Origin of the sequence: Terrabacter sp. Soil811 (assembly GCF_001429655.1) — a bacterium.
Taxonomy (GTDB): Bacteria; Actinomycetota; Actinomycetes; order Actinomycetales; family Dermatophilaceae; genus Terrabacter.
Genome location: NZ_LMSX01000008.1, coordinates 783,827 through 807,199 on the forward strand (window position 1 = coordinate 783,827; position 23,373 = coordinate 807,199).

At 72.2% G+C, this 23,373-nt stretch carries 25 protein-coding genes; 14 read left to right on the plus strand and 11 right to left on the minus strand.

The window, feature by feature from the left end; genetic code table 11:
* The first annotated feature begins 5 nt into the window (after nt 1-5).
* Genes ASH01_RS13995 through ASH01_RS14010 form a run of 4 tightly spaced genes read left to right on the plus strand, consistent with a single transcriptional unit; the run spans nt 6 to nt 2,761 of the window.
* Nucleotides 6-1,310, plus strand: a complete 1,305-nt coding sequence (locus tag ASH01_RS13995; protein WP_056776774.1) for a SufS family cysteine desulfurase — start codon at nt 6-8, stop codon at nt 1,308-1,310.
* Nucleotides 1,310-1,792: a Fe-S cluster assembly sulfur transfer protein SufU gene (gene sufU / locus ASH01_RS14000; RefSeq protein ID WP_056776777.1), complete on the plus strand. Its 483-nt coding sequence runs from the start codon at nt 1,310-1,312 to the stop codon at nt 1,790-1,792. The genes ASH01_RS13995 and sufU overlap by 1 nt, the downstream gene beginning before the upstream one ends.
* Complete coding sequence (locus ASH01_RS14005; protein ID WP_020144129.1) at nt 1,789-2,115, plus strand: metal-sulfur cluster assembly factor; 327 nt, start codon at nt 1,789-1,791, stop codon at nt 2,113-2,115. Before sufU ends, ASH01_RS14005 begins: the two co-directional genes overlap by 4 nt.
* Before the next feature lie 19 nt (nt 2,116-2,134).
* Nucleotides 2,135-2,761, plus strand: coding sequence for an acVLRF1 family peptidyl-tRNA hydrolase (locus tag ASH01_RS14010; RefSeq protein WP_056776780.1), 627 nt, complete (start codon nt 2,135-2,137; stop codon nt 2,759-2,761).
* Here the strand turns inward: ASH01_RS14010 and ypfJ are convergent.
* Both ypfJ and ASH01_RS14020 read right to left on the minus strand, forming a co-directional pair.
* Nucleotides 2,754-3,710: a KPN_02809 family neutral zinc metallopeptidase gene (ypfJ, locus tag ASH01_RS14015; RefSeq protein ID WP_056776783.1), complete on the minus strand. Its 957-nt coding sequence runs from the start codon at nt 3,708-3,710 to the stop codon at nt 2,754-2,756. The two genes, ASH01_RS14010 and ypfJ, sit on opposite strands and share 8 nt — an antisense overlap.
* A gap of 127 nt (nt 3,711-3,837) precedes the next feature.
* Nucleotides 3,838-4,821 carry a helix-turn-helix transcriptional regulator gene (locus ASH01_RS14020; RefSeq protein WP_056776786.1) on the minus strand — a complete coding sequence of 328 codons (984 nt, stop codon included), beginning with the start codon at nt 4,819-4,821 and terminating at the stop codon, nt 3,838-3,840.
* A gap of 149 nt (nt 4,822-4,970) precedes the next feature.
* Between ASH01_RS14020 and ASH01_RS14025 the strand changes: the two genes are divergently transcribed.
* The gene (locus ASH01_RS14025; RefSeq protein WP_056776790.1) at nt 4,971-5,729 is read left to right on the plus strand and encodes a DinB family protein; all 759 of its coding nucleotides are present in this window, start codon (nt 4,971-4,973) and stop codon (nt 5,727-5,729) included.
* Between the two features lie 19 nt (nt 5,730-5,748).
* Here the strand turns inward: ASH01_RS14025 and ASH01_RS14030 are convergent, their stop codons facing one another.
* A complete protein-coding gene (locus ASH01_RS14030; RefSeq protein WP_056776794.1) occupies nt 5,749-6,102 on the minus strand; it encodes a VOC family protein in 354 nt (117 codons plus the stop codon).
* 41 nt (nt 6,103-6,143) lie between these two features.
* The gene (locus ASH01_RS14035; RefSeq protein ID WP_056776796.1) at nt 6,144-6,446 is read right to left on the minus strand and encodes a helix-turn-helix domain-containing protein; all 303 of its coding nucleotides are present in this window, start codon (nt 6,444-6,446) and stop codon (nt 6,144-6,146) included.
* Nucleotides 6,447-6,521: 75 nt separating this feature from the next.
* Here ASH01_RS14035 and map point away from each other — a divergent pair, with 75 nt between their 5' ends.
* Nucleotides 6,522-7,304, plus strand: a complete 783-nt coding sequence (gene map, locus ASH01_RS14040) for a type I methionyl aminopeptidase (protein WP_056776798.1) — start codon at nt 6,522-6,524, stop codon at nt 7,302-7,304.
* Between the two features lie 73 nt (nt 7,305-7,377).
* Here the strand turns inward: map and ASH01_RS14045 are convergent, their stop codons facing one another.
* From ASH01_RS14045 to ASH01_RS14060, 4 genes are all read right to left on the minus strand, one after another.
* Nucleotides 7,378-8,394: an alanine racemase gene (locus ASH01_RS14045; protein ID WP_056776800.1), complete on the minus strand. Its 1,017-nt coding sequence runs from the start codon at nt 8,392-8,394 to the stop codon at nt 7,378-7,380.
* A 6-nt stretch (nt 8,395-8,400) separates the two neighbouring features.
* Complete coding sequence (locus ASH01_RS14050) at nt 8,401-9,519, minus strand: lipid II:glycine glycyltransferase FemX (RefSeq protein ID WP_056776803.1); 1,119 nt, start codon at nt 9,517-9,519, stop codon at nt 8,401-8,403.
* A 119-nt stretch (nt 9,520-9,638) separates the two neighbouring features.
* Nucleotides 9,639-12,332, minus strand: a complete 2,694-nt coding sequence (locus ASH01_RS14055; protein WP_056776805.1) for an MGH1-like glycoside hydrolase domain-containing protein — start codon at nt 12,330-12,332, stop codon at nt 9,639-9,641.
* A 45-nt stretch (nt 12,333-12,377) separates the two neighbouring features.
* Entirely contained in the window at nt 12,378-12,893 is a 516-nt protein-coding gene (locus ASH01_RS14060; protein ID WP_056776808.1) for a winged helix-turn-helix transcriptional regulator, read from the minus strand.
* Nucleotides 12,894-12,950: 57 nt separating this feature from the next.
* Between ASH01_RS14060 and ASH01_RS14065 the strand changes: the two genes are divergently transcribed.
* The 8 genes from ASH01_RS14065 (at nt 12,951) to ASH01_RS14100 (ending at nt 21,480) form a co-directional block, all read left to right on the plus strand.
* Nucleotides 12,951-14,426, plus strand: coding sequence for an MFS transporter (locus ASH01_RS14065; protein ID WP_056777750.1), 1,476 nt, complete (start codon nt 12,951-12,953; stop codon nt 14,424-14,426).
* A gap of 42 nt (nt 14,427-14,468) precedes the next feature.
* Nucleotides 14,469-15,641 carry a DNA polymerase III subunit beta family protein gene (locus tag ASH01_RS14070; protein ID WP_056776811.1) on the plus strand — a complete coding sequence of 391 codons (1,173 nt, stop codon included), beginning with the start codon at nt 14,469-14,471 and terminating at the stop codon, nt 15,639-15,641.
* On the plus strand, nt 15,638-15,958 hold the full coding sequence (locus tag ASH01_RS14075; RefSeq protein WP_056776814.1) for a hypothetical protein: 321 nt from the start codon (nt 15,638-15,640) through the stop codon (nt 15,956-15,958). The genes ASH01_RS14070 and ASH01_RS14075 overlap by 4 nt, the downstream gene beginning before the upstream one ends.
* Before the next feature lie 29 nt (nt 15,959-15,987).
* The gene (locus ASH01_RS14080) at nt 15,988-17,586 is read left to right on the plus strand and encodes an ABC-F family ATP-binding cassette domain-containing protein (protein ID WP_056776817.1); all 1,599 of its coding nucleotides are present in this window, start codon (nt 15,988-15,990) and stop codon (nt 17,584-17,586) included.
* Nucleotides 17,587-17,631: 45 nt separating this feature from the next.
* The gene (locus tag ASH01_RS14085) at nt 17,632-18,345 is read left to right on the plus strand and encodes a hypothetical protein (RefSeq protein ID WP_082619836.1); all 714 of its coding nucleotides are present in this window, start codon (nt 17,632-17,634) and stop codon (nt 18,343-18,345) included.
* Nucleotides 18,346-18,434: 89 nt separating this feature from the next.
* Complete coding sequence (locus tag ASH01_RS14090) at nt 18,435-18,647, plus strand: hypothetical protein (RefSeq protein ID WP_056776819.1); 213 nt, start codon at nt 18,435-18,437, stop codon at nt 18,645-18,647.
* Nucleotides 18,648-18,687: 40 nt separating this feature from the next.
* On the plus strand, nt 18,688-19,461 hold the full coding sequence (locus ASH01_RS14095) for an enoyl-CoA hydratase/isomerase family protein (RefSeq protein ID WP_056776821.1): 774 nt from the start codon (nt 18,688-18,690) through the stop codon (nt 19,459-19,461).
* Nucleotides 19,462-19,557: 96 nt separating this feature from the next.
* Nucleotides 19,558-21,480, plus strand: a complete 1,923-nt coding sequence (locus ASH01_RS14100) for an ABC transporter ATP-binding protein (RefSeq protein ID WP_056777755.1) — start codon at nt 19,558-19,560, stop codon at nt 21,478-21,480.
* 13 nt (nt 21,481-21,493) lie between these two features.
* Here the strand turns inward: ASH01_RS14100 and ASH01_RS23455 are convergent, their stop codons facing one another.
* The 3 genes from ASH01_RS23455 to ASH01_RS14115 form a co-directional block, all read right to left on the minus strand.
* The gene (locus ASH01_RS23455) at nt 21,494-22,063 is read right to left on the minus strand and encodes a hypothetical protein (protein ID WP_056776823.1); all 570 of its coding nucleotides are present in this window, start codon (nt 22,061-22,063) and stop codon (nt 21,494-21,496) included.
* Nucleotides 22,064-22,082: 19 nt separating this feature from the next.
* Nucleotides 22,083-22,448 (minus strand): VOC family protein, encoded by a 366-nt coding sequence (locus tag ASH01_RS14110; RefSeq protein ID WP_056776826.1) that lies wholly within the window; start codon nt 22,446-22,448, stop codon nt 22,083-22,085.
* A gap of 82 nt (nt 22,449-22,530) precedes the next feature.
* Complete coding sequence (locus tag ASH01_RS14115) at nt 22,531-23,331, minus strand: SURF1 family cytochrome oxidase biogenesis protein (protein ID WP_056776829.1); 801 nt, start codon at nt 23,329-23,331, stop codon at nt 22,531-22,533.
* Nucleotides 23,332-23,373: the final 42 nt, after the last annotated feature.

Sequence of the window (23,373 nt, forward strand, 5' to 3'; positions counted from 1 at the left end):
GCCGAATGGCCGACGTCCTGCCCTTCACGGACGGGGAGCTCGCCGCGATCCGCGGCGACTTCCCGATCCTGACGCGCACGGTGCGCGACGGCAGGCCGCTCGTCTACCTCGACTCGGGGGCGACGTCGCACAAGCCGACGCCGGTCCTCGACGCCGAGCGCGCGTTCTACGAGCAGCACAACGCCGCGGTCCACCGCGGCGCGCACCAGCTCGCGGAGGAGGCGACCGACGACTTCGAGGCCGCCCGCGCGACCGTCGCGTCGTTCATCGGGGCGCCTGCTGACGAGGTCGTCTTCACGAAGAACGCCACCGAGGCGCTCAACCTCGTCGCGTACGCCTTCTCCAACGCGGCCCCGACCGACGACCCCAAGGACGAGCGGTTCGTGCTCGGTGCCGGTGACGAGATCCTCGTCACCGAGATGGAGCACCACGCCAACCTCGTGCCCTGGCAGGAGCTCGCCCGTCGCACGGGTGCGACCCTGCGCTGGGTCCCGGTGGACGCGGACGGCGCACTCGACCTGTCCGGGCTCGACGAGCTGCTCACCGAGCGCACCAAGGTCTTCGCGTTCACGCACGTGTCCAACGTGCTGGGCACGGTCAACCCGGTCGCCGACCTCGCCGCCCGCGCACACGCCGTGGGAGCGCTCGTCGTCGTCGACGCGTGCCAGTCGGTGCCGCACCTCGGGGTCGACGTGGCCACGCTCGGCGCGGACTTCATCGCTTTCAGCGGCCACAAGATGTACGGCCCGATGGGGGTCGGCGTCCTCTGGGGTCGCGCCGAGCTGCTCGAGGTCATGCCACCGTTCCTCACGGGCGGCTCGATGATCGAGCTCGTCACGATGGAACGGTCGACCTACGCCCCGGCGCCGCAGAAGTTCGAGGCCGGCGTGCCCAACGCCGCCCAGGCGGTCGGCCTAGCGGCCGCCGTCCGGTGGATCGAGGGTCTCGGCATCGACCGCATCCACGCGCACGAGGCCGCTCTCGTCGACCTGCTCCAGCGCGGTCTGTCCGAGCGCCCGTGGGTGCGTGTCGTGGGTCCTGCGGTCGGCACGCCACGCGGCGGTGCCGTCGCGTTCGTCGTCGACGGCGTGCACGCCCACGACGTGGGCCAGGTGCTCGACGACGCCGGGGTGGCCGTACGCGTGGGCCACCACTGCGCGTGGCCGCTGCACCGGGCTCTCGGGGCCACCGCGACCACCCGTGCGTCGTTCGCCGTCCACAACACCGTCGCCGAGGTCGAGGCGCTGCTCGCGGCGCTCGACCGGGTGCCCGTCGTCTTCGGGCTCGACACCGAGAGGGAGGCGAGCTGATGGACCTCTACCAGGAGCTCATCCTCGAGCACTCCAAGCGCCCGCACCACGCGGGCCTGCGCGACCCGTTCGACGCCGAGGTGCACCACATCAACCCGACGTGCGGCGACGAGGTGACCCTTCGGGTCGACGTCTCCGGCACGGGTGCCGAGGCGGTCGTGACCGACGTCTCCTACGAGGCGCAGGGCTGCTCGATCTCCGTCGCGAGCGCGTCCGTCCTCGCCGAGGAGGTCATCGGCCACCGCGTCGACGAGGCCCTCGAGACCTTCGAGGCGATGCGCGCCATGCTGACCTCCCGAGGCCAGGTGGCCGGTGACGAGACCGTCATCGGTGACGGCGTCGCCTTCGCCGGCGTCTCGAAGTACCCCGCGCGCGTCAAGTGCGCCCTGCTCGGCTGGTCCGCTTTCACCGATGCCCTCGCCCGAGCCGGTGTCGACATCTCTTCCACGAGTTCCACCTCCCCCCAAGGAGTTTCGTCATGACCCAGACCACCACCCCGCCCAACGTGGCCGACGTCGAGGAGGCCATGCGCGACGTCGTCGACCCCGAGCTCGGCATCAACGTCGTCGACCTCGGCCTCGTCTACGGCATCACCGTCGACGCCCAGTCGCACGCCGTCATCGACATGACGCTGACGTCTGCCGCGTGCCCCCTCACCGACGTCATCGAGGACCAGACCGCTCAGGCGCTGGAGGGCCTCGTCACCACGCACCGCATCAACTGGGTGTGGATGCCGCCGTGGGGTCCCGACAAGATCACCGAGGACGGCCGCGAGCAGCTGCGCGCCCTCGGCTTCAACCTCTGAGCCAGCAGCACCCGCGCTCGTGACGACGCGCGTCATCGAGGTCGACCCCGTGCGGTTCGACCGTTGGATGGCGGGCTTCGCCGAGCGGCACGGCACCTACGACGCCGCCGAGGAGTCCACTCCCGGCGGCGTCGTCGTGTCCGCCCGCGCCGCCGACGGATCCACCGTCGTGGCAACGCCGTTCGCCCACGAGCCCCTCGGTGTCATCCTCGTCAGGCGCGGTGGGTATGCCGTGGGGCTGGCCTCCGCCGGTGCCTTCACCGCCTCGAAGGTCGGGACGCGCCACGTGCAGTCACGCACCGCAGCGGGTGGGTGGTCGCAGCAGCGCTTCGCCCGCCGACGGGGGAAGCAGGCCGACGAGCTCGTCGATGCCGTTGTCGGCCACGCGCGACGGGTGCTCCTCGGGGACGACGAGTCACCGGCGACGGGAGCAGACGGCATACCTCATGCTCTGGTCGTCGGCGGGGACCGCACGCTCGTGCGCGAGGTCCTCGACGCCGGAGCCCTGCGGGCCCTGGCGGGGCTGCCGATGCGGGAGCTCTACGACCTGCCCGACCCGAAGCGCGACGTGCTCGAGACCGCGCTGCGCCGTGGGCGAGCCGTGCGCATCGAGCTGGACGAGGCGCCGCCGGGTGGCGTCAGCTGACGGTCTCGACGCCGAAGGTGTTGCACTGGTTGAGGTCGCCGGTCTGGTAGCCCTGCAGGAACCACTTCTGGCGGGCCTCCGACGAGCCGTGCGTCCAGTTCTCGGGAGTGACGCGACCCTGCATCTTCTTCTGGATGCGGTCGTCTCCGACGGCTGACGCGGCCGAGAGCGCGGACGTGATGTCCTGCTCGGTGATGGGCTTGAGCAGTGGGGTGCCGTCGGCGTCGGTCGTCTCGGTCGCGTGCTTGACCCACGTGCCGGCGAGGCAGTCGGCCATGAGCTCGATGCGGACGGCGCCGGAGTTGGGGCCCTGGGGGTCCTGCTGCGCCCGGTCGAGGATGCCGAGGAGGTCCTGCACGTGGTGGCCGTACTCGTGCGCGATGACGTACTCCTTGGCGAGCTGGCCGCCGTCGGCGCCGAACTTGCTCTGCAGCTCCTCGAAGAAGCTCGCGTCGACGTAGACCTTGGCGTCGAGCGGGCAGTAGAACGGGCCGACCTGCGAGTTGGCGGTGCCGCAGCCCGACGGGGTCTGGCCCTGGTAGATGACGGTCTTCACCGGCTCGTAGTTCATCTGGTATTTCGGCAGCGTCTTGCCCCAGTAGTCCTGGACGCTGTTGACCGTCGCGATGATGAGGCAGACGTCGTTCTTGTTGGCGTCGGCGCCGGTCTTGCACTGGGAGAACTCGCCCTGGTCGACCTGGCCCGCGGCCGCGACCTGGCTGCTCTCGAGCTGCTGGGACGGGAGGCCACCGGCGCCGGTGGCGGAGTCACCGCCGCCACCGAGGATCTTGCCTCCGCCGAAGATGAGCATGAGCACGAGCAGGATGAGGCCGCCGATGCCTCCGCCGACCTGGATGCCGCCGGGGAAGCCTCCGCCTCCGCCGCCACCTCCGCTGCCGCCGCTCTGCACCTGGGAGGTGTCGAGCTGGGCGCTGTCGTTGAAGCTCATCTGCCGCTCCTCGGGTCGGGACCGGGGGCCTCCCCGGTCCGGTCGAGATCACCCTAGTGCGCGGGGACCTGTGGACGTCGGCTGCTGCACGGGCCGCCGTGACGGTGTCGTACCCGCTGGGGGCGGGTCAGCGATCGGCGGGATCGTTGGGGGTGGCGTCGACGGCGCCCGCCGACTTCACGAGCCGCGCGGCAAGGTCCTCGGTGGCCTGGACGAGCGCGGGGGACCCGACCACCTCGAAGGTCAGCGGGGTGACGGCGAGCTGGCGGGCGTACCACTCGGGCTCGTCGGTCGTGGCCCTCAGCCGGACCCCGCCCTCGACCGGCTCGAGCCGTCCGAGGCTGCGCGGGATCCATCGCGTGGCCTCGTCGAGGTCGGCCCGGAGGAGGACGTCGACGTCGTGGCGCCAGCCCTGGGGGAGGTGCTCCTCCAGCGTCCGCAGGGCGTCCAGGTCCTCCGGGGGGTCGAAGGTCACCGACGTCGTGAAGACCGACCGGACCCGGTCGACGCGCAGGGCGCGCTGGGCGTCGCTCGTCTGCGACCAGCCGAGGAGGTACCACCGGCTGTGACGCAGGACGACGGCCCACGGATCGATCTCCATGGGCCGCTGCCGGCCGTCCTCGAGGCGGTAGTCGAGGCGCACCCGGCGCGACCTCGTGCACGCCTCGACGAGCTGGGCCGTCACGGCAGGGTCGACGCGCAGGCTCGGGTCCGGAGGGGGCCCGGTGACCCGGCGGACCGCCCGCACCGGTTCGGCGACCTGCTGGGGGAGCACGCGCAGGATCTTGGACAGGGCGGCCCCGACGAGCTCGGTCGGGTCAGCGGCGCCGCGGTGGCCCTCGAGCACGGCCATGACGAGGCCGAGCGCCTCGGCGGCCGTGAACATCAGTGGCGGCAGACGGAGCCCACGGCCGACCCGGTAGCCGCCGTGTGGGCCGGTCACCGACTCGATGGGCAGGTCGGCCTCGCGGAGGATCGCGACGTAGCGACGGGCGGCGCGCTCGGAGACCCCGAGGTGGTCGCCGAGCCGCTCCGCCGTGATGCCGGGGCTGTCCTGGATGGCCTCTAGGGCGAGAAGGGCCCGTGCCGTGGGACTCGTGTCGTACCGCACACCTCTCACCTCCCGGACGCCGACCGTCCGGGACGACGATATCGCCCGGCGGTGACGGTCGAGCTCGTCGAGGTGGGTCCGATCCCGAGCCGAGCCGCGCTCGATCGGTAGTCTGAGCCGTCCTGCGCGGCGTACGACGAGGAGACGTCATGGCAACCTTCGGCTCGACCGACGACCTGCACGGAGCGGAGTTCGTCGACACGGACCTGCGCGGCGCGCGCTTCGTCGGCGCCGACATCTCCGGCGTCGTCATGCGCGGCGTGCAGGCGGAGGGCGTGGAGATCGATGCGCCGTGGCTCTTCGACGGCGAGAACGTCCTGCTCGTCAACGGCGTCGACGTGGTCCCGCTCGTCGATGCCGAGCTCAACCGTCGTTTCCCCGGACGTGCCGACCGGCGGGCGACCGATCCGGAGGGACTCGCCACTGCCTGGGACCGGCTGGAGCACACTTGGGCCGCCACGCTCGCGCGTGTCGACACCATGCCGTCCGGCACGGTGGACGTGTCGGTGGCCGGCGAGTGGTCGTTCGCCCAGACGCTGCGGCACCTCGTGCTGGCGACGGACACGTGGCTGCGCAAGGCGATCCTCGGGGAGGAGCAGCCCTACCACCCCTACGGGTTGATCGACGTTGCGACCGCGGACGACGGCTTCGACGTGACGGTGCTCGCGCAGGACGCACCGTCCTACGGCGAGGTCCTCGAGGCGCGGGCAGGCCGCGTCGCGATGGTGCGCGACGTCATCGCGGGCGTCACGCCCGAGCTGCTCGCGTCGTCCCGACCGAACCCGCACGACCCCGCCCACCCCGAGACGGTGCTCTCGTGCCTGCACACGCTCCTCGAGGAGGAGTGGGAGCACCACCGCTACGCCGTGCGCGACCTCGACGTCATCGAGGGGAGCGAGGGCGCCTGACCTGTGGCCCGAGCCGTCGTCAGCTGGGCTGCCACAGCTCGATCCTGTTGCCCTCCGGGTCCGTCACCCAGCCGAACCGCCCGACGCCCGCCAGGTCCTGGCTCTCGGCGTCGACCTCCGCCCCGGCGGCGCGCAGCTGGGCGAGCATGGCGTCCAGGTCGCCGACCCGGACGTTGAGCATGACCTGCTGGGTGCGGGCGCCGAGGTAGTCCGTGTCGGCCGGGAACGCGGCGAACACGGTCGGCCCGGCCTCCTGCTGCCACAGGCCGTTGGCGTCGAAGTCCAGTCCCAGGACCTCGCGGTACCAGGTGCTGAGGGCCGTGGGGTCCGCAGCCCTGAGGAAGTAGCCGCCGATGCCGAGGACGCGTTCCATGCCGACAGCATGGCAGGACCGGCGGTCGTCGGCACGAGGGCCTACGAGGCGATGCGGTCCCGACGGTCGGGACCGGAGCCCCGTGGGGCGGCGCCGGCCTCGGGTGGGCTGATCTCGGCCCACACGGCATCGAGGGACAGGCCGAGGACCTCGGCGATCGCTGCGATCGTCGGGAAGGCCGGGGTGGCCACGCGGCCGGACTCGATCTTGCGGAGGGTCTCGGGGGAGATCCGTGCCTCGAGGGCGGTCTCGAGCATCGTGCGATCCCCGCGGGCCCGACGCAGCAGGGCGCCGAGGCGCTGTCCGCGCTCGACCTCCGCGGGCGTGAGCGGCAACCTGACCATGACCACGATCCTAGACCGGGATAACATGGCCGGGATAGTTATTGGTCGCACCGCAGTCGCATCGAAAGGCGCCGCATGATCGAGATCCTCAGCCCCTCCGAGCTGCCCCGCGCGAGGGCCGCCGGAGCTCTCGTCGCCGACATCCTGCAAGACCTCAAGGGCCGCGCTGCCGTGGGCACGAACCTCCTGGACATCGACGGCTGGACGAAGGCCATGATCCTCGAGGCGGGAGCCGCGTCCTGCTACGTCGACTACGCGCCGTCCTTCGGGCGGGGCCCGTTCGGCCACTACATCTGCACCTCGGTCAACGACGCCGTGCTCCACGGGCTGCCTCACGACCGGTCGCTCGCCGACGGCGACCTGCTGTCGCTCGACCTCGCCGTGAACCTGGGCGGGGTCGTCGCCGACTCCGCGATCAGCTTCGTCGTGGGCGGGTCCCGGCCTCCGGAGAGCGTCGCGATGATCGGGGCCACCGAGCGTGCGCTCGCCGCCGGCATCGCCGCGGCCGGGCCGGGCGCCCGCGTCGGGGACCTCTCGTATGCCATCGGCTCGGTCCTCTCCGACGCGGGCTACCCGATCAACACGCAGTTCGGCGGCCACGGCGTCGGGTCGACGATGCACCAGGACCCGCACGTGTCGAACACCGGCCGCCCGGGCCGCGGCTACACGCTGCGCCCCGGACTCCTGCTCGCCCTCGAGCCCTGGGTCATGGCCGGCACCGCCGAGCTCGTGACCGATGCCGACGGGTGGACGCTCCGGAGCGCCACCGGCAGCCACACGGCCCACAGCGAGCACACGATCGCCATCACGGACGACGGCGCCGAGGTCCTCACGATCCCGACGACGGCGCGGCCCTAGTTCCGACCCGCATGGACGCGTCGGCGTCCGCGGGACGTCCGCGAGACGTCCCTCCTGCCGTCGCTGTGCCATGTCAGGAGACGACGACGGCGTCCGGGTTCGTCGTCGTCAGGCGCATCCGGACCGGGACGACGTCGCCGATCCGTGGGGGAGCGACGCCGGCCGGCAGCACGAGCAGGCTGCACTGCATGTGCGGCGGCTCGGCGAAGCGCGGCATGACGCCCGACACCGTGAAGGGCGACCGCACCCGGTGCGCTGCCTCGAGCACACCCTCGGTGACGGCGATGGCACGCGACCGTGCCGTGGCGGCCGACGACGGGCTCTCCATGGCGACGCCGTGCGACGTGCCGCCGCTGACGACGACGAGGTGGCCCGCGGCGACCGCTCGCTGTCGGTAACCGACTCGCGTGCCCTTGGTGACGGGGCGCACGTCGAGCACCTGCGCGCGGACCTCGTAGGAGCCGTTGTCGGCGTACCAGAGGTCGGTGCCGATGCGCGGCCGGAACTCGTGCTCGGGGAAACGCGCTGCGAGAGCGGCGAGCTCGGCTGGCGAGACGTGCGACACGAACCACGTGCGCACGCCGGGGACCGCGGCGATGAAGCGCGAGATCTCCTCGACGTGGCCGGTCCCGAGCGGCAGGTGCAGCGTGACCCCGACCGCGTCGGCGGCGCCGGCCAGACCGGCCACGTCGGCGACGGGCGTGCCGTAGCGGTTCATCGACGTCAGGCCCTCGACGACGACCCGTGCGTCCGAAAGCACCTCGCGAAGGCTCCCGAGGTCGGACTCGGTCGTCACGGTGTGCACGACGCGGCGGTTCGCGAGGTCGGGCAGGTCGGCGTGGACGGCCGCACGGTAGGGCTCCATGACGAGCACGTCACCGCCGAACGCGCCCAGCGCAGAAGGCAGCTCGGCGTAGGTGCCGATCGCGACCATCGGCACCCCGAGGCGGGCGGCCTCGGCGCAGAGGAGGTCACGACCGAAGCCGTAGCCGTTGCCCTTGACGACGGGGACGACGCCGGGGTGCTCGGCGACGAAACGGTCGTGGCCGGCACGCCAGCGCTCACCGTCGACGTGGAGGACGAAGGACACGGCCGATCACCGCCGCTTCATGTAGAGGTCGAAAGCCTTGTAGAGCAAGCGGTTCAGCGGCAGGTCCCACTCGCCGGCCAGCCGCACGGCCTCGCCACCGGTGCCGACCTTGAAGCGGATGAGCCCGATGTGCGCGTTGGCCTCGTCGACGGTGTTGGTGATGCCGCGCAGGTCGTACACGCCGGCGCCGGCTGCGATCGAGTCCTGCATCATCCGCCACTGGATGGCCGTCGAGCCCTGCAGCTCTCGCTTGGCCGAGGTCGACGCGCCGTAGGAGTACCAGGCGTGCTCTCCGACCCGGATGAAGATCGTCGCCGCGAGGACGTCGCCCTCGTGCTCGGCGAGGTAGACGCGGATCCGCTCGGGGTCCTCGGCCGACAGCGCGGCGTACATCTGCTCGAAGTAGGCGAGACCACGCGGCGTGAAGCGGTCGCGCTCGGCCGTCTCGACGTAGGTGCGGTGGAAGGCCGGCAGGTCGGAGGCGTCCCCGACCCGGACCGTGACGCCGTTCTTCGCGGTCTTCTTGATGTTGCGGCGCCACAGCTGGTTCATGCCGGCGAGCACGTCGGCCTCGGTGCGGCCCGCGAGCGGCACCTGGAAGACGTACTCCGGCTGACCGGCGGCGAAGCCGTCGTCGGGGCTGAGGTGGCGGAAGCCCAGCCGTTGCAGCTCGGCGACGACCGCTGTGCCCACCGGCTCGACGACGTCGGGCGTCGCGTCGTCGTAGCGGCGGATGTCCGGGTCGCCGATGGCCGCCTTGATCGTGGCCGTGCGCCAGCGGTGCGTCGCCACGGGCGGCCCGAGCCTCAGCGCGAAGGCACCCTTGGCCTTGAGGTGGTCGCGGAGCGCGCGGAGCAGCTCGACGAGACGCGGTGAGGCCCAGTCGATGCACGGACCCTCGGGCACGTAGGCCAGCGACTGCTTCAGGCGTGGGAGCGAGCGGTGCAGCACGAGCGCGGCGCCGACCATCTCCTCGCCCTCGAACCAGCCGACCGACTCGGCGCGCCACTCCTTCTTGACGTCGGCCCAGGCCGGCGTCTGGAGGAAGCTCGCCGAGGGCTGGGATCGCAGCCAGGCGAGGTGCTCGGCTGCGGAGATGTCACGAACGGAGATGGGCGCGTTCACGCTGGCTCACGCTACCCGAGCGCGGCGGGTCACCCGACACGCCTCGCCCGCCGGACGGCATACGCCCTCTGCGACCCGCCGGGCACGCCCGGACCGACCGAGGACGTATGCCGTGTCGCTCAGGCCCAGCCCATGGTGCGCGGGTCGGGGGGCAGCCGCGGGTTGAGCAGGTGCGCGACGAGGGCGGTCCACCCGGTCTGGTGCGTCGCGCCGAGGCCCTCGCCGGTGTCGCCGTCGAAGTACTCCGAGAACGTCGGGTGCGCTGACCACAGCGGGTCCGGCGAGGACTCGATGCGCTTGCCGTCGGAGGGGCGGCGGCCGTCGACGGGGCGGAAGAGCGCCGTCAGGCCGCCGTCGATGACGTCGGCCGCCTCGTCGAGCGTGCGCCAGTCGCCCGAGCCGGTCGGGATCTCGATCCGGAAGTCGTCGCCGAAGTAGCGGCCGTAGGTGCGCAGCTTGTCCGCGAGCAGGACGTTCGTGGGGAACCAGACCGGCCCGCGCCAGTTGGAGTTGCCGCCGAACATGCCGGTGCGCGACTCGCCCGGCTCGTACTCGATCGAGACGGTCTCGCTGCCGAGCGTCGCCGTCACGGCCTGGCGCGTCGCGGCGGACAGCGACCGGATCCCGTAGGGGGACAAGAACTCCTCTGAGTCGAACATCCGCTCGAGGATGCGGCGCAGGCGCTTCGGCGGCACGAGCGTGAGCAGCATCTTGCCGTCCTCGCGGGCGAGCATCGGCTTGACGAGCTCGGGCCGGCGCTGCTGGAGCCACTGGAAGCGGCTCGTCACGTCGGGGCACTCGTCGACGACCCACGATGGGATCTCCGTCGCACCGAGGATCGGCAGCAGGCCGACCATCGAGCGCACCCGCATGTGCGGCGCGCGCCCGTCGGGCTGCACGAGGACGTCGTAGTAGAAGCCGTCCTCCTCGTGCCACAGCGACTTGTCGCTGGACCCGAAGTGCCGCATCGCCTGGGCGATCGAGAGGAAGTGCTCGAGGAACTTCGTCGCGACGTCGTCCCACGCCTTGTCGGTGCGCGCGAGCTCGAGGGCGATCTTGAGCATCTGCTGGCAGTAGAAGGCCATCCAGCTCGTCGCGTCGGACTGCTCGAGGCGGAAGCCCGGCGGCAGGGGAGCGGAGCGGTTGAACAGGCCGATGTTGTCCATCCCGAGGAAGCCGCCCTCGAAGAGGTTGGAACCGTTGGCGTCCTTGCGGTTGACCCACCACGCGAAGTTGAGCAGCAGCTTGGTGAAGACGCGGACGAGGAACTCGCGGTCCCGGTAGCCGTCGATGCGGTAGACGTGCCAGGCCGCCCACGCGTGGACCGGCGGATTGACGTCGCCGAACTCCCACTCGTACGCCGGGAGCTGGCCGTTCGGGTGCATGGCCCACTCGCGGCACATGAGGAGCAGCTGCTCCTTGGCGAACTCCGGGTCGACGTGGGCGAGCGGGATCGTGTGGAACGCGAGGTCCCACGCGGCGAACCACGGGTACTCCCACTCGTCGGGCATCGAGATGATGTCGGCGAGGGCGAGGTGCTTCCAGTGTTCGTTGCGGCCCTTCCTGCGCGACTCGGCCACCGCCGGGCCGACGGGGTCGCCGTCGACCCACTGGCGCACGTCGTAGCGGTAGAGCTGCTTGCCCCAGAGGAGGCCGGCGTACGCCCGGCGCGCGACGTGGCGGTCGGCCTCGTCGAGAGAGGCGTCGATGACGTGCCCGTAGAACTCGTCGGCCTCGGCCGACCGGGAGCCGAGCACCTCCTCGAACGGCTCGCCGAACCACTCGATCCCGGGGTCGCCGGTCGCGAGGCGCAGGTCGACCGTGACGGTCTCACCCGGCTCGACGGCGTCGAACCGGTACCAGAACGAGCACTTGCTGCCGTAGCCGCCGGGGTTGACGGCCTGGGTGCGGCCGTGGACGACCCGCTCGTTGATCGAGTCCTTCGGGTAGAGCGACTGGTTCGCGAGCGCCCGGTCGCCGAAGACGTGCCGGGCGTTCGTCTCGTTGTCGCAGAAGAGCGTCGTGGGGGAGCCGGACGCCGCAAGGACGTAGCGGCCGAGGAAGCCGTGCGTCACCTCGGCGGCGCGGTAGCCACGCGTCGGGCGACCGTTGCGGCGGATCTCGCGCAGCTCGGTGACGCGGTCGTCGACGCCCCAGGACCAGGTGTTGCGCAGCCAGATCGTCGGCAGCACGTGGAGCGGCGCGGCAGCCGGCCCGTGGTTGGTCGCCGAGATCCGGATGCACATGTCGTCGGCCTCGGCCTTGGCATAGGTCATCGTGACGTCGAAGAACTCGTGGTCGTCGAGGATGCCCGTGTCGCCGAGCTCGAACTCCCTTTCGTCGCGGGTGCGCTCGCGGTTCTCGCGCCGCAGCTGCTCGTAGGGGAACTCGGCCTGCGGGTAGCGGTAGAGCCACTGCATCCACGAGTGCGTCGGGGTGCCGTCGAGGGCCCACCAGTACTCCTTGGCGTCCTCGCCGTGGTTGCCCTCCTCGTTCGTCAGGCCGAAGAGGCGCTCCTTGAGGATCGGGTCCTTGCCGTTCCACAGGGCGACGGAGAAGTTGAGGAAGCCGAAGCGGTCGCTGATGCCTCCGAGCCCGTCCTCGCCCCAGCGGTAGGCGCGCGACACGGCCTGGTCGAAGGGGAACTCCGACCACGCCTTGCCCTCGGCCGAGTAGTCCTCGCGGACCGTGCCCCACTGCCGGCCGGAGAGGTAGGGGCCCCAGAGGCGCCACGGGGCGTCGTGGCCGGGGGAGTCGATGAGCCGCGCGTGCTCCGCACTGAGCGGTTCACCCGGGGGCAGGGGGCTGTTCATGGGGAACATCGTGCTGCATCGATGTGTCTCCCGCGTTACGCCCCCTCACTCGCGCAGCGGCGCCAGCAGGCGGTGGGGCTCCCGGAGCCTCGCGGACAGCGGGTTGGCGGGCGGGTCCGTGCCGGCTCCCGGTCCGGGCCGGGTCTCGAGCTCGGCCGCGGGTGGTGTCGTTCCGCAGACGGGGCAGCGACCGAACACGTCGACGTCGGCGTCGCAGGGCACGTGGCGGAAGAGCCGCCGCGGCCCCCGCGTGGACGTCGTGGCGTCCCCCCAGCGCGTGAGGGCGTGGACGGCCGGCCAGAGCGCCTCGCCGGAGGGGGTGAGGACGTATGCGTCGTGTCCGCCGTGCATCCGGCGCTCGAGGACGCCGGCCTCGACGAGCGATCCGAGCCGTTGGCTGAGGACCGCCTTGGAGATGTCGAGGCGGCGCCGGAAGTCGCTGAAACGGGTGACGCCGAGGAAGGCGTCGCGAACGAGCAGCAGCGACCACCGCTCGCCGACGACCTCGAGTGCCTTGGCGAGCGAGCAGTCCTGTCCGCTGTAGTCCGTCCCGAGTGCCATGGAATGAAGGTACGCCTTGGTCTGTTCAACAGACCAATCGAGACCATGGAGGACGTCATGAGCCGCACCCGGCAGGCAGCACCCGATACGACGACGCGCGGGGCGACCGCGCCCCGAACCGGAGAGCAGGCCCGGCGGGCGCTCGCCGTGGCCGCGGTGGGCACCGTCCTGGCCCTCGTCGCCTTCACGGCCCCTCTGGCCACGGTCGGTTCGGTCACCGCGGCGCTCGGGTCGGACGTCGCCGGACGCACGTGGATCCTCAGCTCGATGGGCATCGGGCTCGGGGCGGCACTGCTGACGACAGGGACCCTGGCCGACGACCGCGGTCGGCGTCGCGTCCTCGTGGGTGGCCTGGTCGTCCTTGCGGCATCGAGCCTCGCCGCCGCTCTCGCCGGAGGCACGCTCGTGTTCGTCCTCGCCCGGGTCGGCCAGGGCATCGGCGCCGCGGCGGTCATCGCGGCGAGCCTGGGCCTCGTCGCCCACTGGTTCGAGCCCGGGGCGGCCCGGGCGGCCGCGAGCGGGGTGTGGGGTGCGAGTGTCGGAGGCGGCATCGCCCTCGGCCCGCTCGTCGCGAGCGCCTTCGACCGCTGGGCGTCGTGGCGCGACACGTACGTCGTCCTCGCCGTGGCGGCGCTCGGCCTGGCCGCAGTCGCACGACGCCGGCTGGACGAGACCCGGTCGCACGAACGTCGACCGCTCGACGCGTGGGGCGCGACGCTGCTCGCCATTGCGACCACGGGCTTCCTCGCGGCGCTCGTCGAAGGGCGCAACGGGTGGGGCCGGCCGGAGGTCCTCGTCCTGCTCGGTCTCGGCGCGGCCTCGGCTGCCGCGTTCGTGGTGGCCGAGCGGCGCACGTCCTTCCCGATGGTCGACCCGTCCCTCTTCCGTGACGGCCGGTTCGTCGCCGCGAGCGCGGCTGCGCTCGCGACCGGTGCCGGCGCGATCGGCCTGCTGTCGTTCCTCCCCGGATTCCTCGCGCTGGCTCTCGGTCTGCCCCCGACGACCTCCGCCGTCCTCTTCCTCGCCTGGTCCGGGACGAGCGTCGTGTTCGCCCTCTTGGCCCGGCGGCTGCCGGCCGGGTGGTCCGGCAGGGCGCAGCTGGCGGGTGGGCTGGTCGTCGTGGCCGCAGGTCAGCTCGCGCTGTCGGGGATCACGCCCGGGTCCTCCTGGGCCCGGTTCCTGCCCGGGCTGCTCGTCGCCGGGGTGGGTAGTGGGGTCCTCAACGCCGCTCTCGGGCGTGAGGCCGTCGCGAGCGTGCCGCCGGGGCGGGGCGGGATGGGTAGCGGCGCGAACAACACGGCCCGCTACCTCGGCTCGTCCATCGGGGTCACGGTGGTCGCCGTCGTCGTCGCGGCGCACGCGGGGACCGGCTCGGGGGCGTCGGGGCTCGTGGCCGGTTGGAACGTCGCGGCCTGGGTGACCGCCGGCATCTCGCTCGCCGGGGCCGTCGTCGTGGGGGCCACGACGGTGACGGATGGACGACGGGCGGACGCGGACGCCGTCGCGGACGCCGTCGCCGACTCGACCCACTGACCGCTTGACCTTCGACCCGGTCGAGGGCCCAGTCTTCTCGTCATGCCCGCCGAGCCCGAGCCCGCTGCCGTCGACGACCGCCTCCTGACGATCGGGGAGGTCGCCCGTCGGAGTGGCCTCACCGCCAGCGCGCTGCGCTTCTACGACCGAGAGGGCGTCCTCGTCCCGGCCGACGTGGACGCCCTGACGGGCTACCGGAGGTATGCCGTCGCGCAGGTGCGCGCCGCCCGTCTCCTCGCGTCGCTGCGCCGGGTCGGTATGCCGCTCGCCGAGGTCGCGCTCGTGCTCGACGAGGACGCGCGGGGTGCGTCCGGAGCTGCCGCGGACGTCGTCACCGCCCACGAGCAGCGCCTCGTCGACGGGTTGGCGGATGCCCGGCGCGAGATCGTGCGCACCCTGGCCCTCCTCGCCGAGCGCGACCACGCGGGCTCGGAGGCCTGTCGGGTCACGGTCCGTGCCGCTGATCTCGCCGCGGCCCTGGGCGCGGTCCGGTTCGCCGTGGCGCCGGGGGAGCCGGTGGCGGGCGCCCCCGACGGGGTGGACCTGCGCGTCCTGACGGGGATCCTCGTCGAGGTGTGCGGCGCCGAGGTGCGGTGCGTCGCCACCGACCGCTACCGCCTCGCCGTCGGGTGGGCTCCCGTCGTCATCCCACCGACGGCCTCGCCGGACCACCCGGTGTCCGCCGTCGTCCCGCTCGGCTGGGCCGACCGGGTCGCCGAGAGGTGCGGCCGCATCGACGCGGACGCCGTGGTCGAGCTCGACGTGCGCCCGGGGCAGGTGGGTGCGCTCGTCGACGGTGAGCTGGCCGCGACCCCGGTGGTCGCCGGCTCGTTCCCCGACTACCGCAGCATCGTGGCCACCGACGCGGGTCGGGATGCCGTCGACGCCGACGGCCTGCAGGCTCGCTTGCCGGTGGAGGCGCAGACGGTCGGCCTCGTCGTGCGTGACGGCTCGGTCCACGTGGCCGAGCCGCGTGGCGTCGGTGCCGGTGACGCAGCCGTCTTCGTCGACCCCGAGTTCCTCCACGAGGCGCTCGCCGTCGCGGGCGCCCGGCCGACGCTCGTGCTCGACGGTCCGCACCGCCCCCTGGCGATCCGCGGTGACGGGGCGGGCTTCTCCGTCCTCATGCCCGTCGCGCCCCTGGTTCGAGGTGATGGCGTCACCGACGTGCCTGACGCGATCACCTCGAACGGAGAGGGTGCCGACCCGGCATGAGCGTCCTCGTCCACCTGTGCCGCGGCTGCGGCCACCAGCAGGCGTGGCACGAGCCCGGGAACGGCGGCTACACGCCGTGCCGGTGCTGCCGGACCGGTTCGGCCGACCCCCACCCGACCCCGACGCTGCTGCCGACCGTGACCTCGCCCGGCGGCATACGCGAGCAGCTCTGGGAGCCCGGCACCCAGCGGAACGTCGGCACGATGCACGCCTCCCGCACGTGCGGGTGCGCGGCCTGCCACGAGGTCGCCGCACGGATAACGCGTCGAGAGCACCCCTTCGCGGCTCCTAGACTGGAGGGGTTGTCCGGCCGCTGACGTAGTGCGGCACCGATAGGAGGAATGCCGTGATCGTCGCCACCGGGATCGAGCTGCGCGCTGGGGCGCGCCTGCTCGTCGAGGACGCCAGCTTCAGGATCGACGCGGGCGACCGCATCGGCCTCGTCGGACGCAACGGTGCCGGCAAGACCACCCTGACCAAGGTGCTCGCCGGGGAGGGCCAGCCGGCCGCGGGCACGGTGACCCGCACGGGCGCCGTCGGCTACCTGCCGCAGGACCCCCGCACCGGCGACCTCGACATGCTCGCCCGCGACCGCATCCTCTCCGCCCGCGGCCTGGACGCCATCGTGCGCCAGCGGGCCGAGGCCGAGGAGCGGATGGGCAGTGACGACGAGAAGGTTCGCGACAAGGCGATGCGGGCCTACACCCGGCTCGAGGTGGAGTTCGAGGCCCAGGGCGGGTATGCCGCCGAGTCCGAGGCCGCGTCCATCGCCAGCGCCCTCAACCTCGAGGAGCGGATCCTCGGCCAACCGCTCGGAACCCTCTCGGGTGGCCAGCGTCGCCGCGTCGAGCTGTCGCGGATCCTCTTCTCCGGCAACGAGACCCTGCTCCTCGACGAGCCGACCAACCACCTCGACGCCGACTCGATCATCTGGCTGAGGGAGTATCTCCGCGCCTACAAGGGCGGGCTCATCATCATCAGCCACGACGCCGAGATGCTCGACGCCGTCGTCAACAAGGTCTACCACCTCGACGCGAACCGCTCGGCCCTCGACGTCTACAACGTCAGCTGGAAGACCTACCTCCAGGCACGCGAGACGGATGAGAAGCGCCGCCGCCGCGAGCTGCAGAACGCCCAGAAGAAGGCCGGCGCGCTCATGGCGCAGGCCGACAAGATGCGCGCCAAGGCCACCAAGGCGACGGCGGCCCAGAACATGGCCAAGCGCGCCGAACGACTCCTCGCCGGCGTCGAGGGCGAGCGGGTCCAGGACAAGGTGGCCAAGCTCCGCTTCCCCAAGCCGGCCGCCTGCGGCAAGACCCCCCTGCGCGCGTCGGGGCTCTCCCGCTCGTACGGCTCGCTCGAGGTCTTCACCGACGTCGACCTCGCCATCGACCGCGGCAGCAAGGTCGTGGTGCTCGGCCTCAACGGTGCCGGCAAGACGACGCTGCTGCGGATGCTCGCCGGCGTCGACACCCCCGACACCGGCGAAGTCGAGCCCGGTCACGGGCTGCGCCTCGGCTACTACGCCCAGGAGCACGAGAACCTCGACGTCGGTCGCACGGTCCTCGAGAACATGAAGTCGGCGGCGCCCGAGCTCGGCGAGACCGAGGTGCGCAAGGTGCTCGGCTCCTTCCTCTTCTCGGGCGACGACGTCCACAAGCCCGCGGGCGTGCTCTCGGGCGGCGAGAAGACGCGCCTGTCGCTCGCCCTGCTCGTCGTCTCGGCGGCCAACGTGCTGCTCCTCGACGAGCCCACGAACAACCTCGACCCTGCCTCGCGGGCCGAGATCCTCGGGGCCCTGTCGACCTTCGAGGGTGCCGTCGTGCTCGTCACCCACGACGAAGGGGCCGTCGAGGCACTCGAGCCCGAGCGCATCCTGCTGCTGCCCGACGGCGTCGAGGACCTCTGGGGACCGGACTACCTCGACCTCATCTCGCTCGCCTGAGCCTGTCGGCACCCGTCGCGGGGCGCCACTGGCTACGTTGGCGCCATGACACCGAGCGCGGGGCGACGACGGCGGCGTGAGCCACGCTCGAGCGCCGGCGAGAACCGCCTGTGGCCGGCGCTCGCGGTCGTCGTGGCAGCGCTGGCGTACGCCGTGCTGCCGGAGAGCCTTCTCGTCGGCCCCCGGCTGGCTATCCCCGCCCTCGAGCTCGTGCTGCTCGGCGCGCTCGTCGTGACGAACCCTCGCCGCCTGGTCCGTCAGACGCGCTGGTCCCGCGGCGTCTCCATCGCCCTCGCGTGCGTGGTCATCGCGACGAACCTCTTCGCGCTCGGCATGCTCGTGCGGAGCCTCACCTCGTCCGAGCCGGGCGGCCTGCCCTTGCTGCTGGCCGGCATGCAGGTGTGGCTGACCAACGTCATCGGCTTCGGCCTGCTCTTCTGGGAGATCGACCGTGGGGGACCGGTCGCGCGACACACGGTCGTGCGCGACCGGCTCCCGCCGGCCGACTGGCGCTTCTCGCAGGACGAGAACCAGGACGCGATCACCGAGGTCGCCGCGACCTCGAGCGCCCGGAGCAACTGGCGGCCGGAGCTCGTCGACTACCTCTACGTGTCCCTGACGAACTCGAGCGCGTTCAGCCCCACCGACACGATGCCGCTGTCGGCCCGGGCCAAGTCCCTCATGGGTCTCGAGGCGACGGCCGCGCTGCTCACGTCCTTGCTCGTCGTGGCTCGAGCGGTGGGTGCCCTGGGGCAGTGAGCCCGCCTCCGGCATACATAAGCAAATAGTTGGGCTCACATAATGGACGGTTATTGTATCTGGGTGGGTCGATCGGGACACTGTGTGCCATGCCCAGCGACCACCACCTCACCTGCCCGTACTGCTCGGGCGAGGACCTGACGCCGTTCCCGGACCCCACCTCCGCGTGGTCGTGCCTGGACTGTGCGCGCGTCTTCCGGGTCGAGCTGGTCCAGCCTGCGTCCGTGACTGGATGGGGTGTCCTGCGCGTCGTCCCGCCGGCGACGGTCGGTCGCGGGGTCGTTCCGGCGGTCGCGGCCTGAGCCCGACGACCTCGCCGTGACCCACGGGTAGCCTGCGTCCATGACGCATCCGCACCTCGTCGTCGAGACCGACGGACCTGTCCGCACCCTCACGCTCGACCACCCGGAGAAGCGCAACGCGCAGACCCCGTCACTGTGGGCGGCGCTCGCCGACGAGGCGCGGTCGGTCCCCGAGGACGTACGCGTCGTCGTCCTCCGCGGGGCCGGTGACGCCTTCTCCGCCGGCATCGACACCGCCATGTTCACCCCGGAGGGGGTGCCCGGGGAGGAGAGCGTCGCCCAGCTCGCCGCGGGAGGCCCGGAGGCCGTCCAGCGCGGGATCGCGGCCTACCAGGAGGGCTTCACCGCGTGGGCGGAGTGCCCGGCCGTCGTCGTGGCGCAGGTGCACGGCTACGCGATCGGCGCCGGCTTCCAGCTCGCGCTCGCGGCCGACCTGCGCGTCGCGGCGCTCGACGCGTGGTTCGCCATGCGCGAGACGAGCCTCGGTCTCGTGCCAGACCTCGGGGGCACCGGCCCGCTCGTCCACCTCGTCGGCTACGCCCGGGCCCTCGAGATCTGTGCGACGGGGCGCAAGGTCTCGGCGCCCGAGGCGCACGGCATCGGACTCGTCGGCACGCTCGCACCGGCGGCCGACCTCGAGGAGGTGACCGGCTCCCTCGTCGAGGCGCTGCTCGCAGCGCCGGCACCCGCGCTGCGAGCGCTCAAGCCGCTGCTGCGGGGCGCGATGGACGGAGACCGCGACGGGCAGCTCGCCCGCGAGCGGGAGGCCCAGACGGGGCTGCTCCAGGCGATGCTCGGCGGTTTCGGCGCCTGAGTCGCGCCCCGGCCCCGGCTGATCCCGGCCCCGGGGGAATCGCTGTCGGTCCCTCGGGGTTGGATCAAGGGACTGAAGGAGGTCTGTGCCGTGGGCATGCAGCCGTGGATGGCGATGCGATCGATGTCGCGCGACTCGTCGGTGGCCGAACGGACCCTGTCGCCGGGCACCCGTCGCCGGGTCCTGACGTACGCCGCGCCGTACCGCCGCGCGATCATCGCGTTCCTCGCGGTCGTCGTCGTCGACTCGGTGCTCGTCGTCACGGTGCCGCTGCTGATCAAGAGCCTCGTCGACGACGGAGTCATCCCCAAGGACTCGTCCGTCGTCGTCCGGCTCTCGCTCGTCGTCGCGGTGATCGCCATCGCCGACGCCGTCCTGACGGTCATCTCGCGGTGGTACTCCTCCCGCATCGGTGAGGGTCTGATCAACGACCTGCGCACCCAGGTCTTCGCACACGTGCTGCGCCAGCCGATCGCCTTCTTCACCCGCGCGCAGACCGGCTCGCTGGTCTCCCGGCTCAACAACGACGTCGTCGGCGCCCAGCAGGCGTTCACGTCCGTGCTGTCCAACGTCGTCTCCAACATCGTGTCGGTGGTGCTCGTCATCGCGGCGATGCTCGCCCTGTCGTGGCAGCTGACGCTGGGCTCGCTGCTGCTCGTGCCGCTCTTCCTCATCCCGGCCAAGCTCATGGGCCAGCGGCTCGCGAGCCTCGCGCACCGCCAGATGACGCTCAACGCCGACATGGGCACGCGGATGACCGAGCGCTTCAACGTCGCCGGTGCGCTGCTCGTCAAGCTCTTCGGCAATCCCGCCCGTGAGGGGGCCGAGTACGCCGAGCGCGCCGGCCGGGTCCGCGACATCGGCATCCAGATCGCGCTCAACCGCACGATCTTCATGGCCGCCCTCACCCTCGTCGCGGCGCTGGCCACCGCGATGATCTACGGCTTCGGTGGCGTCATGGCCGTCAACGGCACGCTCTCCGTCGGCACGCTGCTGGCCCTGGCCGCGCTGCTCGCCCGCCTCTACGGCCCGCTGACGTCGCTGTCCAACGTCCGGGTCGACATCATGACGGCGCTCATCTCCTTCGAGCGCGTCTTCGAGGTGCTCGACCTCGAGCCGCTCGTCAAGGAGCGGCCCGGTGCCGTCGACCTGCCCAGCGGACCCCTCGGGGTCGAGCTCGACCACGTCGCGTTCCGCTACCCGTCCGCCGACGAGGTGTCGCTCGCCTCCCTCGAGTCCGTGGCGTCGGGTGACCGCCGCGGCAGCGGCGTCGTGCTCCACGACGTCACCGTCTCGGCTCCCTCCGGCCACCTCGTCGCGCTCGTCGGACCCTCGGGTGCCGGCAAGACGACCCTGACGTCGCTCGTGTCCCGGCTCTACGACCCGAGCGAGGGCGTCGTGCGCATCGGTGGCCTCGACCTGCGTGACGTCGCGATGACCTCGCTGCGCGACCGCGTCGGGGTCGTGACCCAGGAGGCCCACCTCTTCCACGACACGATCCGGGCCAACCTGCTCTACGCCCGGCCCGACGCCACCGACGACGAGATCCACGCGGCCCTCCGGGCCGCCCAGATCAGCGACCTCGTCGCGGAGCTCCCGGAGGGTCTCGACACCGTCGTCGGCGACCGCGGTCACCGGCTCAGCGGCGGCGAGAAGCAGCGGCTCGCCATCGCGCGCCTGCTGCTCAAGGCGCCCGACGTCGTCGTGCTCGACGAGGCGACGGCCCACCTCGACTCCGAGTCGGAGGTCGCGGTGCAGCGGGCGCTCGACGCGGCCCTCGAGGGGCGCACCTCGATCGTCATCGCCCACCGGCTCTCGACGATCCGCCAGGCCGACCTCATCGTCGTGCTCGACCACGGCCGCGTCGTCGAGACCGGCCGGCACTCCGAGCTGCTCGCGGCGGGTGGCCTGTACGCCGACCTCCACGCGACGCAGTTCGACGACCAGACCGTCGAGCGGCCCGGGCGAGCCGAGCGTGAGCTCACGGCGCTGGAGCGCGACGCGCTCGACCACGTCTGACACTGCCGTCGGGTCAGGCGCGGTGGCGCACCAGCCGTTCCTCGAGTCCGACGGCGAGGCCGGCCACGGTGACGAGGTCCACGAGGCCGCCGAGGCTTCGGGCCAGCCGCCGGTGACGCACCGGGCCGAGGCGGAGCCGCAGGTGGACCCGGGTGCGGTCGCCGCCGGCCCGCTGCAGCCGGAGGCACCACGTCAGGTCGGTGCGGCCTCGGGTGGAGGCGAAGAGCAGGTGTGAGGCCGGTTCGAGCTCGACGACCGTGAAGGTCGCGTCGGCACCGCCCCAGTCGGGGATGACGTCGCCGACCGCGAGCGCCTGGAGGGCTGGGTCGAGGTGACGGACGGCCCGGCGCGACCGCGGGACGGCTCGCTCGACGGTCCGCGGGAGGTACCAGCCGGCGCGCCGCTTGCCGAGCTGGAGGAGCCACGGCCAGACCCGCTCGGGCGAGCCCGACACGGTGAAGGCCCGGTCCATGACGACGTCGGCGGGCACGAGGGCGTCGCCGGGCAGCTGGGCCCGCCGCTCGGCGACGGTCGGTCGGGCGAGCAGCCGGAGGTGGTCAGGCGCGGAGTCGCCGGTGGTCATCGTCGTGCCGCGGGCCCGCTCATCGCGAGAGCTGCTGGAGCGCCCACGTGTTGCCGTCCGGGTCGCTGAGGTGTGCGTACTTGACGCCACCCATGTCCTGGACCTCTGAGACGTCGACCCCGTTGCCGGTCAGCATCTCCCGCGCCTCGTCGATGTCATCGACGACGAGGTGCAGGTTCTGCACGCGCGGCGCGTCGGGCGCGCTCATCCCGACGCCGATGACGATCGAGCAGCTCGACCCCGGCGGCGTCAGCTGCACGACGCGCATGCCGTTGCCCGGCTCGACGTCGTGGTCGAGGACGAAGCCCATGCCCTCGGTGTAGAACGCCAAACTGGCGTCGACGTCGGTGGTCGGAAGCGGGACGAGTTCCAGGCGCATGTCCATGCGGGCTCCTCTGAAGGTGTGACGGCGTGCTCGGACGTCGACCTTCTCATCCGGGAGGCTCTGCGCGGGGGAGGGCTCGTCCTCAGGCGTCCTCCTCGTCCCAGATGCGCACCTTCTTCGGCTTGACCGGAGCCGCGTCGGGTCCGGCCGTCCCGGCGCGCCGGGTCGCAGCCTCCCGCCGGATGGCGAAGAAGATGAAGACGACCCCGCCGGGCATGAAGAGCCACCACTGGTAGGCATACGCCTGGTGGGGACCCAGGTCCTCCTCGGGGCGAGGCAGCAGACGCAGCGGGTGCTCGCCCGCGCCTGCGGTCGGCACCTGCGCGCCGAGGACGACGTACGCGTCCACCGGGCTCAGCGACGGCACCTGCGTCCGCGCGTCGGCGATGTTGATGCTCGCCATCTGGGGCCGAGGCAGGTCGCGGCCGAGGCTCACCTCGCCGGTGCGCAGCCACCCGGTGATCTGCACCGGGCCGGAGGGCGGCGGGTCGACGGGCGGACTGGTCTCGGCGTCGTCCGCGTTGGGCACCCAGCCTCGGTCGACCAGGAGCGTCAGGTCGCCAGTCTGCATCGGCGTCAGCACCTCGAAACCCACCGTCGCGTCGAGCGTCCGGTTACGGACGAGCAGGTCCGGGCCGGCGGCATACGTGCCCGTCAGCGCGACCCGGGTCCACTGCCGCTCCGCCGGGATCGGCGTCTCGACCATGGGGGGAGCGAAGGCGACCGGTGCAGCGCCGTAGTTGCGGGCGATGGCATCGACCTTGGTCCGCTGCTCGACATGGCGGTGCCACTGCCACAGGCCGAGGTAGAAGCAGGCGACCCCGAAGAGGACCGCGACGAGGGTCCAGAGCAGCCAGCGCCGCGTCAGCCAGAGTCGAAGCACGAATCGACGGTACCCGGCCCAGGGGCGGACCCGAGTACCGGC